The organism is Pseudomonas zhanjiangensis (genome assembly GCF_041027545.1).
GTDB lineage: Bacteria > Pseudomonadota > Gammaproteobacteria > Pseudomonadales > Pseudomonadaceae > Aquipseudomonas > Aquipseudomonas zhanjiangensis.
On sequence record NZ_JBFTEG010000021.1, the window covers coordinates 24,933 to 38,166 of the forward strand.

Annotated in this window: 11 protein-coding genes; 9 read left to right on the plus strand and 2 right to left on the minus strand. The window is 63.9% G+C overall.

The genetic code is table 11. The features are described from left to right. Positions 1–72: 72 nt before the first annotated feature. Positions 73–585: an outer membrane protein assembly factor BamE gene (locus tag AB5S05_RS19380; RefSeq protein ID WP_369289167.1), complete on the minus strand. Its 513-nt coding sequence runs from the start codon at positions 583–585 to the stop codon at positions 73–75. Between the two features lie 97 nt (positions 586–682). On the opposite strand from AB5S05_RS19380, the gene fur reads away from it, so the two are divergent. After that, positions 683–1,087, plus strand: coding sequence for a ferric iron uptake transcriptional regulator (fur, locus tag AB5S05_RS19385; RefSeq protein ID WP_369289168.1), 405 nt, complete (start codon positions 683–685; stop codon positions 1,085–1,087). Between the two features lie 62 nt (positions 1,088–1,149). Here the strand turns inward: fur and recN are convergent, their stop codons facing one another. Beyond that, positions 1,150–2,823 carry a DNA repair protein RecN gene (gene recN, locus AB5S05_RS19390; RefSeq protein WP_369289169.1) on the minus strand — a complete coding sequence of 558 codons (1,674 nt, stop codon included), beginning with the start codon at positions 2,821–2,823 and terminating at the stop codon, positions 1,150–1,152. Between the two features lie 155 nt (positions 2,824–2,978). On the opposite strand from recN, the gene grpE reads away from it, so the two are divergent. The 8 genes from grpE (at position 2,979) to AB5S05_RS19430 (ending at position 13,210) form a co-directional block, all read left to right on the plus strand. Beyond that, the gene (gene grpE, locus AB5S05_RS19395; protein ID WP_369289170.1) at positions 2,979–3,548 is read left to right on the plus strand and encodes a nucleotide exchange factor GrpE; all 570 of its coding nucleotides are present in this window, start codon (positions 2,979–2,981) and stop codon (positions 3,546–3,548) included. Positions 3,549–3,647: 99 nt separating this feature from the next. Further along, positions 3,648–5,564: a molecular chaperone DnaK gene (gene dnaK, locus AB5S05_RS19400; RefSeq protein WP_369289171.1), complete on the plus strand. Its 1,917-nt coding sequence runs from the start codon at positions 3,648–3,650 to the stop codon at positions 5,562–5,564. A gap of 172 nt (positions 5,565–5,736) precedes the next feature. Next, a complete protein-coding gene (dnaJ, locus tag AB5S05_RS19405; RefSeq protein WP_369289172.1) occupies positions 5,737–6,867 on the plus strand; it encodes a molecular chaperone DnaJ in 1,131 nt (376 codons plus the stop codon). A gap of 79 nt (positions 6,868–6,946) precedes the next feature. After that, a complete protein-coding gene (gene dapB, locus AB5S05_RS19410; protein ID WP_369289173.1) occupies positions 6,947–7,750 on the plus strand; it encodes a 4-hydroxy-tetrahydrodipicolinate reductase in 804 nt (267 codons plus the stop codon). Positions 7,751–7,921: 171 nt separating this feature from the next. Beyond that, on the plus strand, positions 7,922–9,070 hold the full coding sequence (carA, locus tag AB5S05_RS19415) for a glutamine-hydrolyzing carbamoyl-phosphate synthase small subunit (protein ID WP_369289174.1): 1,149 nt from the start codon (positions 7,922–7,924) through the stop codon (positions 9,068–9,070). A 36-nt stretch (positions 9,071–9,106) separates the two neighbouring features. Then, positions 9,107–12,328 (plus strand): carbamoyl-phosphate synthase large subunit, encoded by a 3,222-nt coding sequence (gene carB, locus AB5S05_RS19420; RefSeq protein ID WP_369289175.1) that lies wholly within the window; start codon positions 9,107–9,109, stop codon positions 12,326–12,328. Next, positions 12,325–12,801, plus strand: coding sequence for a transcription elongation factor GreA (gene greA / locus AB5S05_RS19425; RefSeq protein WP_369289176.1), 477 nt, complete (start codon positions 12,325–12,327; stop codon positions 12,799–12,801). The genes carB and greA overlap by 4 nt, the downstream gene beginning before the upstream one ends. Then, complete coding sequence (locus AB5S05_RS19430; RefSeq protein WP_369289177.1) at positions 12,779–13,210, plus strand: DUF4149 domain-containing protein; 432 nt, start codon at positions 12,779–12,781, stop codon at positions 13,208–13,210. Before greA ends, AB5S05_RS19430 begins: the two co-directional genes overlap by 23 nt. The last annotated feature ends 24 nt before the right edge of the window (positions 13,211–13,234 follow it).

Genomic DNA, 13,234 nt, shown 5'->3' on the forward strand with positions numbered 1-13,234 from the left:
GCGCGACCGTTTTCCCATAAAGAAGCCCGGACATGTCCGGGCTTCTTATTGAGCGTGTGCCGCTGTTCTGGGCTACTGCGGTGAGGTTTCCAGTGGTTCGGGGGTCGGGACCGGAACTGCCTTGACGCTGTCCACCTCGCGCTGGATCTGCTCCAACAGCGAGCCGGGTGTGGCGGGGGCTTCAACGCTCGGCGCCTGCGGGCTGACCTGGGTGGCACCACCCTCGCCGAGAATTTCCTGATCGCGGCTGACGCCCGGCATGAAGTCGCCTGAGAGGCCGGCCAGCTGGTCGTTGGCGTCGAACACCAGGCTGACCCGCTCCTGCAGGCGCTCGCCGCCGCCCGGCTGGATGCTGTACAGGTAGTCCCAGCGGTTGGCGTGGAAGGTGTCGGTGAGCAGCGGGTTGCCCATGATAAACCGCACTTGGCGCCGGGTCATTCCGGGGCGCAACTGGTCTATCATGTCCTGCGTGACGACATTGCCCTGTTGAATGTCGATTTTATAAACCCCGGGGAATGAACAACCGGCGAGTGCGATGAGCCCCGTGAAGGTGAGGCTGGTCAGCAGGAGCTTGGTTTTTTGCATCGGAGGGTGACTTCCACTATCTTGGCTGGGCAACGTAAACCCGGATCATACCCGCAATAAGGGAAGCTGCGAAACCGCTTCCACGAGAAAGCAGACCATGGTTGAAAATAGCGAATTACGCAAGGCTGGCCTGAAAGTGACCCTGCCACGGGTCAAGATTTTGCAAATGCTCGACTCCGCCGAGCAGCGTCACATGAGCGCTGAAGATGTCTACAAGGCCTTGATGGAGGCGGGTGAAGATGTCGGCCTGGCCACGGTGTATCGCGTGCTGACTCAGTTCGAGGCTGCCGGGCTGGTGGTGCGGCACAATTTCGATGGTGGTCATGCGGTGTTCGAGCTGGCCGATAGTGGCCACCACGATCATATGGTGTGTGTCGACTCGGGCGAGGTGATCGAGTTCTTCGATCCGGAGATCGAGAAGCGTCAGCGCGAGATTGTTGGCGAGCACGGCTTCGAGCTGGTCGATCACAACCTGGTGCTCTACGTGCGCAAGAAGAAGTAGGCGCGCAGGCTCCGCAAAAAAAGGCGACCCCAGGGTCGCCTTTTTGCTGGGTGGCTAACGGTTCAGGCGTTGGCGCTTCCGACCATCTGGCGGGCGTGGGCCAGCGACTCTTCGGTGAGGTCGAGGCCGCCGAGCATGCGCGCGATTTCCTCGATCCGTTGCGTGCCGTCGAGTTTGCTCACCGCGGTGTGCGTCGCATCGCGCCCGCGCACCTTGTGCACATACAGATGCTGGTGGCCCTGGGCGGCGACTTGCGGCAGGTGGGTGACGGTGAGCACTTGGCCGCGTTCACCAAGGCGGCGCAGCAGCTGGCCGACGACTTCGGCGGTGGGGCCGCCAATGCCGACGTCGACTTCGTCGAATACCAGGGTCGGCACCCGCGAGGTCTGCGCGGTGATCACCTGGATGGCCAGGCTGATGCGCGACAGTTCGCCGCCTGAGGCGACCTTGGCCAGGGGCTTGAGTTGCTGCCCCGGGTTGGCGCTGACCAGAAACTCCACCAGTTCCCGGCCGTTGGGCTGTGGCTCGTCGCTGGGCGATGGGCTGAGTGCGATGTGGAAGCGCCCGCCGGGCATGCCCAGGGCCTGCATTTCCTGTTCGACCGAGGCTGCCAGGGTGCTGGCGGCCTGGGCGCGCAGGGCGCTCAGTTCGCCGGCCTTTTCCTGGTAATGGCGCTCGTAGGCGGCCAGTTCCTCGCCGAGTCGCTCGAGGGTCAGGTCGTCGGCATTGAGGCTTTCCAGTTCCTCGAACAGTTGCTGCTGCAGGGCGGCGAGTTCGCCAGGCTGGGTGCGATGCTTGCGTGCCAGGGTATAGATGGTGTCGAGGCGCTCCTCGAGCAGTTGCAGGCGCTGAGGGTCGGCGTCGAAGTGGTCGAGAAAGCGGTTGAGTTCGCCGACCGCCTCTTCCACCTGGATTTGCGCGCTGGCCAGCAGGCTTACCGCTTCGCCCAGGGCGTTGGGCTGGCCCTGGGCGCCGCTGAGGCGATTGAGGCTGCTGGCCAGGGCGGACAGCACGTTGCCTGCGTCGCTCTCGCTGCATTGTTCGATGACCAGGCGGCAGGCGCTGAGCAGGCTTTCGGCGTTGGTCAGGGTCTTGTGCTCCTGCTCCAGTTGCTCCAGCTCGTCTTCGCCGAGGGCCAGGTTTTCCAGTTCTTCGAGCTGGTAGCTGAGCAGTTGGTGGCGCGCGCGCTGTTCGTCGCCCTGGTTGGACAGGCGCTGCAGCTCGTTGCGGGTCTGTTTCCAGCGCTGTGCGGCCAGCTGTACCTGGCGGGCCAGCTCCTGGCTGCCGGCGAATTCGTCGAGCAGGCGACGGTGGGTGTCGACCTTGAGTAGCGACTGGTGCTCGTGCTGGCTGTGAATATCGATCAGCAGCTCGCCCAGGGCCTTGAGGTCGCTCTGTGGGCAGGGGGTGCCGTTGATGTAGCCGCGTGAGCGGCCTTCGGCGGTGATCACCCGGCGCAGGATGCACGGGCCCTCGATGTCGAGGTCGCGCTCGGCCAGCCAGGCGCGGGCTTCGGCGATGGCGGAGAGGTCGAAGCTGGCGAGTATGTCGGCCTTGTCGGCGCCGGGGCGCACCACGCCGCTGTCGGCCCGGTCGCCCAGGGTGAGGCCGAGGGCGTCGAGCATGATCGACTTGCCGGCGCCGGTTTCGCCGCTGATCACGCTCATGCCGCTGTCCAGTTCGAGGTCGAGGTGTTCAACGATGGCGTAGTTGTGTACGGACAGGTGTACCAGCATGGCAAGGCCTCTCAGGTCTTTTGTCTGGTTATTTATACAGTGTTTATTTCTGGGCTGGCAATCCTCGCTCGACCCTTGAACGCTGAAAATTCGGCCCCATATAGGCGGCAGGTACGCGGGTTGAGGCTTGCGTCGAATTTTCAGAGGAGAACCGAATGGCAGACGAACAGAACCACGATACCCAGCTTCCAGACGTAGCCGCCGACGCCGACAAGGCCTCCGGCGTTGAGTTGGACGCGCGCATCCAGGTGCTGGAGGAGGAATTGGCTGCCGCCCAGGATCAGGCCTTGCGCATGGCCGCCGATCTGCAGAATGTCCGCCGTCGGGCCGAGCAGGACGTGGAGAAGGCGCACAAGTTTGCCCTGGAGAAGTTCGCCGGCGACCTGCTGCCGGTGATCGACAGCCTGGAGCGTGGCCTCGAGCTGTCGAGCCCGGAGGATCAGTCGATCAAGGCCGTGCGTGAGGGTATGGAGCTGACCCTGAAGCTGTTCCAGGACACCTTCAAGCGCTATCAGCTCGAAGCCATCGATCCGCATGGCGAGCCGTTCAATCCGGAGCACCATCAGGCCATGGCCATGCAAGAGAGTGCCGAGGCCGAGCCCAACAGCGTGCTCAAGGTGTTCCAGAAGGGCTATCTGCTCAATGGCCGCCTGCTGCGCCCGGCCATGGTCGTGGTCAGCAAGGCGCCGGCTGAGGCGCCGCCGAGTATCGACGAGAAGGCTTGAAATCCGTCGGCGAGCCCCCATTTGTTTAGGCAAGCGTTTTAGTGCTTCGCGGCTGGCCAAGAGCAGCAGCGGAAAAATCCAAGTTTCGGGAGAGAGAATATGGGCAAGATTATCGGTATCGACCTGGGGACCACCAACTCCTGTGTCGCCATTCTGGAAAACGGCAGCGTCAAGGTGCTGGAGAACGCCGAAGGCGCCCGTACCACGCCGTCGATCATCGCTTACAGCGGCGACGGCGAGATCCTGGTCGGCCAGTCGGCCAAGCGCCAGGCGGTCACCAACCCGCACAACACCCTGTACGCGGTGAAGCGTCTGATCGGTCGTCGCTTCGAAGAGAACGTCGTGCAGAAAGACATCCAGATGGTCCCCTACAAGATCGTCAAGGCCGACAACGGTGACGCCTGGGTCGAGGTCAAGGGCCAGAAGATGGCGCCGCCGCAGATCAGTGCCGAAGTGCTGAAGAAGATGAAGAAGACCGCCGAAGACTATCTCGGCGAGACCGTGACCGAGGCGGTGATCACCGTGCCGGCCTACTTCAACGACAGCCAGCGTCAGGCCACCAAGGATGCCGGTCGCATCGCCGGTCTGGACGTCAAGCGCATCATCAACGAGCCGACCGCCGCGGCCCTGGCCTATGGCATGGACAAGGCCAAGGGTGACCACACCGTGATCGTCTATGACCTGGGTGGTGGTACCTTCGACATCTCGGTGATCGAGATCGCCGAAGTCGACGGCGAGCACCAGTTCGAAGTGCTGGCCACCAATGGTGACACCTTCCTCGGTGGTGAAGACTTCGACCTGCGCCTGATCGACTACCTTGTCGAGGAGTTCAAGAAAGAAACCGGCATGAACCTCAAGGGCGACCCGCTGGCCATGCAGCGCCTGAAAGAGGCGGCGGAGAAGGCCAAGATCGAGCTGTCCTCGAGCCAGCAGACCGACGTCAACTTGCCGTACATCACCGCCGACGCCAGCGGCCCGAAGCACCTGAACGTGAAGATTTCCCGTTCCAAGCTGGAGTCGCTGGTCGAAGACCTGGTGCAGCGCACCATCGAGCCCTGCCGTATCGCCCTGAAGGACGCCGGCATCGACGTGGGTTCGATCCATGACGTGATCCTGGTCGGTGGTCAGACCCGCATGCCGCTGGTGCAGAAGACCGTCGCCGAGTTCTTCGGCAAGGAAGCACGCAAGGACGTCAACCCGGACGAAGCCGTGGCCATGGGTGCGGCCATCCAGGGTGCGGTGCTGGCCGGCGACGTCAAGGACGTGCTGCTGCTCGACGTGTCGCCGCTGACCCTGGGTATCGAGACCATGGGTGGGGTGATGACCGCGCTGATCGAGAAGAACACCACCATTCCGACCAAGAAGTCTCAGGTGTTCTCCACTGCCGACGACAACCAGAGCGCGGTGACCATCCACGTGCTGCAGGGCGAGCGCAAGCAGGCTTCGCAGAACAAGTCGCTGGGCAAGTTCGATCTGGCCGAGATTCCGCCGGCTCCGCGCGGTGTGCCGCAGATTGAGGTGACCTTCGATATCGACGCCAACGGCATCCTGCACGTCGGGGCGAAGGACAAGGCGACCGGCAAGCAACAGTCGATCGTGATCAAGGCCAACTCCGGTCTGTCCGAGGAAGAAATCGAGCAGATGGTGCGTGACGCCGAGGCCAATGCCGAGGAAGACCGCAAGTTCGAAGAGCTGGCGACTGCGCGCAACCAGGGTGATCAGCTGGTGCACGCCACCCGCAAGATGGTCACCGAGGCGGGCGACAAGGCCACTGCCGATGAGAAGGCGGCCATCGAGAAGGCGCTGGGCGAGTTGGAAGTGGCGATCAAGGGTGACGACAAGGCCGAAATCGAAGCCAAGATGAATGCCCTGACCGAGGCCACCACGCCGCTGGCGCAGAAGATGTATGCCGAACAGCCGCAGCCGGGTGCCGAGGCCCCCGAGGCAGAAGCTGGCAAGGGTGCCGGTGATGACGTGGTCGACGCCGAGTTCGAGGAAGTCAAGGACAACAAGTAAGCGCAAGCTTCTGGCCCACCGGGATGTGGGAAAAGCGGCAGCCGGCGAAAGCCGCTGCTGCCTGCCGCTCCAGTCGGTCGTGCAGCAGTCACGATCGGCGTTATCCGTCGCGCGGGGGCTTGCCCCCGCGTTGGCGTGTCTGGAGGAGTTGATTTGAGGGTGTTGAGCAATTATGGCAAAGCGTGATTATTACGAGGTGCTGGGGGTCGAGCGCGGCGTCAGTGAGGCCGAGCTGAAGAAGGCCTACCGGCGCCTGGCGATGAAGCACCACCCGGACCGCAATCCGGACGACAAGGCATCGGAAGACAAGTTCAAGGAGGCCAATGAGGCCTACGAAGTGCTGTCCGATGCCGGCAAGCGCGCGGCCTACGATCAGTACGGCCATGCCGGCGTCGATCCGAGCATGGGTGGCGGCGCCGGGGCGGGCTTCGGTGGGGCGAATTTCTCCGATATCTTCGGTGATGTGTTCAGCGACTTCTTCGGCGGCGCCGGCGGTCGCACCGGTCGCGGTGGCGCTCAGCGCGGCAGCGACCTGCGCTATACCCTGGAGCTGGACCTGGAAGAGGCGGTGCGTGGCACCACGGTGACCATCCGCGTGCCAACCCTGGTCAACTGCAAGACCTGCGACGGTTCCGGGGCGAAGAAGGGCACCAGTCCGGTGACCTGTACCACCTGTGGCGGCATCGGTCAGGTGCGTATGCAGCAGGGCTTCTTCTCGGTGCAGCAGACCTGTCCGCGCTGTCACGGCAACGGCAAGATGATCACCGACCCCTGTGGTTCCTGTCATGGTCATGGTCGGGTCGAGGAGCACAAGACCCTGTCGGTCAAGGTGCCGCCAGGTGTCGATACCGGCGACCGCATCCGCCTGTCGGGTGAGGGTGAGGCCGGTGCCATGGGCGGGCCGGCCGGCGATCTCTACGTGGTGGTCAATGTGCGCGAGCACGCGATCTTCCAGCGCGATGGCAAGCACCTGTATTGCGAGGTGCCGATCAGCTTTGCCGATGCGGCACTGGGTGGCGAGTTGGAGGTGCCGACCCTGGATGGCCGGGTCAAGCTGAAAATCCCGGAAGGCACCCAGACCGGCAAGCTGTTCCGCCTGCGTGGCAAGGGCGTGGCCCCGGTGCGTGGCGGCGGCGCTGGCGACCTGATGTGCCGGGTGGCGGTAGAGACCCCGGTGAACCTCAATCGCCGCCAGCGCGAGCTGCTCGATGAGTTCCGCCACTCGCTGGAAGGCGACAGTTCGCACTCCCCCAAGGCCAGTGGCTGGTTCGAAGGCGTGAAGCGCTTCTTCGGCGATTTGTAACTACTCAGCGGCAGGCTGCCATCGACGGCTCAGCAGGTCGTCGCTGGTGGTTCGCGGCTTGCAGCGTGGAGCTGATGGAATGCAACGAATAGCAGTGATGGGCGCCGCCGGGCGCATGGGCAAGACCCTGATCGAGGCGGTGCAGCAGGCGGAAGGCGCCAGCCTAGGGGCGGCGATCGATCGTCCCGACAGCACGCTGGTCGGCGCCGATGTCGGCGAGTTGGCCGGGGTGGGCAAGCTGGGTCTGCAACTGGTCGGTGATCTGCAGGCGGTCGTCGATCGGTTCGACGTGCTGATCGACTTCACCCATCCCTCGGTGACCCTGAAGAACCTGGAGGTCTGCCGGCGGGCCGGCAGGGCCATGGTCATCGGCACCACGGGTTTTTCTCCCAAGGAGAAGCAGCTGCTGGCCGATGCGGCCAAGCAGATCCCGATCGTCTTTGCCGCCAACTTCAGCGTCGGCGTCAACCTCTGCCTGAAGCTGCTCGACACCGCGGCGCGGGTGCTGGGCGACGAGGTCGACATCGAGATCATCGAGGCCCATCACCGGCACAAGGTGGACGCCCCGTCCGGTACCGCCCTGCGCATGGGTGAGGTGGTGGCCGCCGCGCTCGGGCGCGACCTGCAGCAGGTCGCGGTCTACGGTCGCGAAGGCCAGACCGGTGCCCGCGAGCGCGAGACCATCGGCTTTGCCACCGTGCGCGCCGGCGACGTGGTGGGCGATCATACCGTGCTCTTCGCTGCCGATGGCGAGCGGGTGGAAATCACCCACAAGGCGTCGAGTCGGATGACCTTTGCCAAGGGGGCAGTGCGCGCCGCGCGCTGGCTGCAAGGGCGACAGCCAGGGCTGTATGACATGCAGGATGTCTTGGGCTTGGGCTGAGGGCGATTTTGGCTGGACCAGAATAGGACTTTTCTGTAAGCTTCCCGCTTTAGTGTGTCCACTAAAAGTTACGCAGAATGAATCAGATAAAAAAGCGGGGTGACGGTCGATACGTCATCCCGCTTTTTTACAATCTGCGTTTGCTTCAAGCTTTGATCTTCGGAGGTTTTCTTGAGTAAGCCAGCCCTTAAACCTGCCATCCTGGCCCTTGCAGATGGCAGCATTTTTCGTGGCGAGGCCATCGGAGCCGATGGCCAGACTATTGGAGAGGTGGTTTTCAACACCGCCATGACCGGCTATCAGGAAATCCTCACCGATCCCTCCTATGCCCAGCAAATCGTCACCCTGACCTATCCGCATATCGGTAACACCGGCACCACCCCGGAGGATTCCGAGTCCTGCAGCGTTTGGGCCGCCGGCCTGATCATCCGCGATCTGCCGCTGATCGCCAGCAACTGGCGCAGTAAGCAGCCGCTGGATGAGTACCTCAAGGCCAACGGTACCGTCGCCATCGCCGGCATCGACACCCGTCGGTTGACCCGCATCCTGCGCGAGAAGGGCTCGCAGAATGGCTGCATCCTCGCCGGCGATGACGCCACCGAAGAGAAGGCGCTGGAGCTGGCGCGCAGCTTCCCGGGCCTCAAGGGTATGGACCTGGCCAAGGAAGTCACCTGTGCCAAGCCCTACGAGTGGCGTTCCAGTGTCTGGGATCTGAAGAGCGACAGTCATCCGCTGATTCCGGCCAGTGATCTGCCCTATCACGTGGTCGCCTATGACTACGGGGTCAAGTTGAACATCCTGCGCATGCTGGTGGCCCGTGGCTGCCGCCTGACCGTGGTGCCGGCGCAGACCCCGGCCAGCGAAGTGCTGGCCCTCAGCCCGGACGGCGTGTTCCTGTCCAACGGCCCGGGCGACCCCGAGCCGTGCGACTACGCGATCGCGGCGATCAAGGACATCCTGGAAACCGATATTCCGGTGTTCGGCATCTGCCTCGGTCATCAGCTGCTGGCCCTGGCCTCCGGCGCCAGGACGGTGAAGATGGGTCATGGCCACCACGGCGCCAACCACCCGGTGCAGGACCTCGATTCCGGCGTGGTGATGATCACCAGCCAGAACCACGGCTTCGCCGTGGACGAGAGCAGCCTGCCGGGCAATGTCCGCGCCATTCATAAGTCGCTGTTCGACGGCACCCTGCAGGGCATCGAGCGCACCGACAAGGCCGCCTTCAGCTTTCAGGGCCACCCCGAGGCGAGCCCCGGCCCGCACGACGTCGCGCCGCTGTTCGACCGCTTCATCGAAGCCATGGCCAAGCGCCGCTAAGCCACGACGACTGACCCAAGGATTCGAGTAACGACCATGCCAAAACGTACAGACATCAAAAGCATCCTGATCCTCGGCGCCGGCCCTATCGTCATCGGCCAGGCCTGCGAGTTCGACTATTCCGGCGCCCAGGCCTGCAAGGCGCTGAAGGAAGAAGGTTTCCGTGTCATTCTGGTGAACTCCAACCCGGCCACCATCATGACCGACCCGGCCATGGCCGACGCCACCTACATCGAGCCGATCAAGTGGGCCACCGTGGCCAAGATCATCGAGAAGGAGCGTCCGGACGCGCTGCTGCCTACCATGGGCGGCCAGACCGCGCTGAACTGCGCCCTGGACCTGGAGCGCCACGGCGTGCTGGAAAAGTTCGGCGTCGAGATGATCGGCGCCAATGCCGACACCATCGACAAGGCCGAGGACCGCTCGCGCTTCGACAAGGCGATGAAGGACATCGGTCTGGCCTGCCCGGTATCGGGCATCGCCCACAGCATGGAAGAAGCCTACGGCGTGCTGGAGAAGGTCGGCTTCCCCTGCATCATCCGTCCGTCGTTCACCATGGGCGGCACCGGCGGTGGCATCGCCTACAACCGCGAGGAGTTCGAGGAGATCTGCGCCCGCGGTCTGGACCTGTCGCCGACCAACGAGCTGCTGATCGACGAGTCGCTGATCGGCTGGAAGGAATACGAGATGGAGGTGGTCCGCGACAAGAAGGACAACTGCATCATCGTCTGCTCCATCGAGAACTTCGACCCCATGGGCGTGCACACCGGTGACTCGATCACCGTGGCCCCGGCGCAGACCCTGACCGACAAGGAATACCAGATCCTGCGCAACGCCTCGCTGGCGGTGCTGCGCGAGATCGGCGTGGAAACCGGCGGTTCCAACGTGCAGTTCGGCATCTGTCCGAATACCGGGCGCATGGTGGTGATCGAGATGAACCCGCGGGTGTCGCGTTCCTCGGCCCTGGCCTCCAAGGCCACCGGCTTCCCGATCGCCAAGATCGCCGCCAAGCTGGCGGTCGGCTACACCCTCGACGAGCTGTCCAACGACATCACCGGCGGGCGCACGCCGGCCTCCTTCGAGCCGGCCATCGACTACGTGGTGACCAAGGTCCCGCGCTTCGCCTTCGAGAAGTTCCCCAAGGCCGACGCCCGCCTGACCACCCAGATGAAGTCGGTGGGCGAGGTCATGGCCATCGGCCGCACCTTCCAGGAATCCATGCACAAGGCCCTGCGCGGCCTGGAGGTCGGCGTGTCCGGCTTCGACCCGATGCTCGACCTGAACGACCCCGAAGCCGAGGGTACGCTCAAGCGCGAGCTGACTGTGCCCGGCGCCGACCGCATCTGGTACCTGGCCGATGCCTTCCGCGCCGGCAAGACGGTCGAGGAGGTCTTCGAGCTCACCCGTATCGACGAATGGTTCCTGGTGCAGATCGAGGATCTGGTCAAGGATGAGGAGCGGGTGAAGACCCTCGGCCTGTCCGGTATCGACGCCGAGTTGATGCGCAAGCTCAAGCGCAAGGGCTTCTCCGATGTGCGCCTGGCCAAGCTGCTCGGCGTGACCGAGAAGAACCTGCGCAGCCATCGCCACAAGCTCAAGGTGCTGCCGGTATACAAGCGCGTGGACACCTGCGCGGCCGAATTCGCCACCGACACCGCCTACATGTACTCGACCTACGAGGAAGAGTGCGAGGCCAGCCCATCCGCGCGCGACAAGATCATGATCCTCGGCGGCGGGCCCAACCGCATCGGCCAGGGCATCGAGTTCGACTACTGCTGTGTGCACGCCGCGCTGGCCATGCGCGAAGACGGTTACGAGACCATCATGGTCAACTGCAACCCGGAAACCGTGTCCACCGACTACGACACCTCCGATCGCCTGTACTTCGAGCCGGTGACCCTGGAGGACGTGCTGGAAATCGTCCGCGTCGAGCAACCCAAGGGCGTGATCGTCCAGTACGGCGGGCAGACGCCGCTGAAGCTGTGCCGTGCCCTGGAAGAGGCGGGCGTGACTATCATCGGCACCAGCCCCGACGCCATCGACCGCGCCGAAGACCGCGAGCGCTTTCAGCAGATGGTCCAGCGCCTGAACCTGCGTCAGCCGGCCAACGCCACCGCCCGCAGCGAAGACGAGGCATTGTCCCTGTCCAAGAGCATCGGTTACCCGATGGTGGTGCGTCCGTCCTACGTGCTGGGTGGCCGCGCGATGGAGGTCGTCTACCAGGAAGAAGAGCTCAAGCGCTACATGCGCGAAGCGGTGAAGGTCTCCAACGACAGCCCGGTGCTGCTCGATCGCTTCCTCAACTGCGCCATCGAGGTGGACGTGGATGCGGTGTGCGACGGTGAGATCGTGGTGATCGGCGCGATCATGCAGCACATCGAACAGGCCGGCGTGCATTCCGGCGACTCGGCCTGCTCGTTGCCGCCCTATTCGCTGCCCAAGCACATCCAGGACGAGATCCGCGAGCAGGTCAAGAAGATGGCCCTGGAGCTCGGCGTGGTCGGCCTGATGAACGTGCAGATGGCCGTTCAGGGCGAGGATATCTTCGTCATCGAAGTCAACCCGCGCGCCTCGCGCACGGTGCCTTTCGTTTCCAAGTGCATCGGCGTCTCCCTGGCCATGCTCGGCGCTCGCGTGATGGCCGGCAAGACCCTGGCGGAACTGGGCTTCACCGAGGAAATCATCCCGAACTTCTACAGCGTCAAGGAAGCGGTATTCCCCTTCGCCAAGTTCCCCGGCGTCGACCCCATCCTCGGCCCGGAAATGAAATCCACCGGCGAGGTGATGGGTGTCGGCGACAGCTTCGGCGAGGCCTTCGCCAAGGCCCAGGTCGGTGCCAGCGAGATTCTGCCGAACAGCGGCTGTGCGTTCATCAGCGTGCGTGACGATGACAAGCCGCTGGTGGCGGGCGTTGCCCGTGACCTGATCGAGCTGGGTTTCGAAGTGGTGGCGACCGCCGGTACCGCCAAGCTGATCGAGGCCGCCGGGCTGCCGGTGCGCCGGGTCAACAAGGTGACCGAGGGTCGTCCGCACGTCGTCGATATGATCAAGAATGACGAAGTCACCCTGATCATCAATACCACCGAGGGGCGTCAGTCTATTGCTGACTCCTACTCGATTCGTCGTAATGCCCTGCAGCACAAGGTCTACTGCACCACCACCATCGCGGCGGGGCAGGCAATCTGTGAGGCGCTGAAATTCGGTCCTGAGAAGACCGTGCGTCGCTTGCAGGATCTCCATGCAGGAATCAAGGCATGACCAAATACCCAATGACTGTCCAGGGCGCGCGCGCCCTGGAAGAAGAGTTGACCCACCTGACCAAGGTAGTGCGTCCGAAGTTGAGCCAGGACATCGGTACCGCGCGTGAGCTGGGCGACCTCAAGGAAAACGCCGAGTATCACGCCGCCCGTGAACAGCAGGGCATGGTCGAGGCGCGCATTCGCGATATCGAAGGGCGTTTGCAGAATGCCGTGGTCATCGACGTGACCAGCATTGCCCACACCGGCAAGGTGATCTTCGGTACCACCGTGGAGATCGCCAACGTCGAGACCGACGAGAGCGTGACCTATCAGATCGTCGGCGAGGATGAGGCGGACATCAAACTGCGCAAGATCTCGGTCGCCTCGCCCATCGCCCGGGCGCTGGTTGGCAAGGAGGAGGGCGACGTGGTGGCGGTGAATACCCCCAGCGGTCTGGTCGAGTACGAGATTGTCGAAGTTCGCCACGTCTGAGCCAGGGTCGCTGAATGCGGCCGCGATCAGCTGGCTGCTGGCTCAGACGCTCTGGGTCGGCGGCCTGTGGCTGCTGCATTTCCTGATCCTGCCGGCGCTGGCCAGGCTGGGGCTGGCGCCTTTGCTGGTCGAGGAGGTCGGCGGCCATCTGCGGGCCCTGTTGGTCGGGCTGGCCGCCGTCTGTGCGGGCGTGCAGGCGCTGGTGCTGGTCCGCGTGACCGGTGTGAGCGGGCTGTGGCGCGATATGCGCGGCCAGTTGCTGCTGGTGGTAGTGACTGCGGCGGCCGCCTTTCTGGTCGCTCGGCTGTATTGGCCCGAGGTCGGGCTGCTGCCGATGTTCACCTACCTGGTGATGGCGTTCTGCGGTCTGCTGTTGGTCCTGCAGCCGCTACCTGGCGGCCGGCGTTAGGCCGCTACTGATCCGGCGCTGGCG

Bases quoted from the DNA above. Each gene is read 5' to 3' on its own strand.
- recN (WP_369289169.1), bottom strand. From the start codon at position 2,823: ATGCTGGTACACCTGTCCGTACACAACTACGCCATCGTTGAACACCTC.
- carB (WP_369289175.1), top strand. From the start codon at position 9,107: ATGCCAAAACGTACAGACATCAAAAGCATCCTGATCCTCGGCGCCGGC.
- AB5S05_RS19380 (WP_369289167.1), bottom strand. From the start codon at position 585: ATGCAAAAAACCAAGCTCCTGCTGACCAGCCTCACCTTCACGGGGCTC.
- grpE (WP_369289170.1), top strand. From the start codon at position 2,979: ATGGCAGACGAACAGAACCACGATACCCAGCTTCCAGACGTAGCCGCC.
- fur (WP_369289168.1), top strand. From the start codon at position 683: ATGGTTGAAAATAGCGAATTACGCAAGGCTGGCCTGAAAGTGACCCTG.
- dnaK (WP_369289171.1), top strand. From the start codon at position 3,648: ATGGGCAAGATTATCGGTATCGACCTGGGGACCACCAACTCCTGTGTC.
- dnaJ (WP_369289172.1), top strand. From the start codon at position 5,737: ATGGCAAAGCGTGATTATTACGAGGTGCTGGGGGTCGAGCGCGGCGTC.
- greA (WP_369289176.1), top strand. From the start codon at position 12,325: ATGACCAAATACCCAATGACTGTCCAGGGCGCGCGCGCCCTGGAAGAA.
- dapB (WP_369289173.1), top strand. From the start codon at position 6,947: ATGCAACGAATAGCAGTGATGGGCGCCGCCGGGCGCATGGGCAAGACC.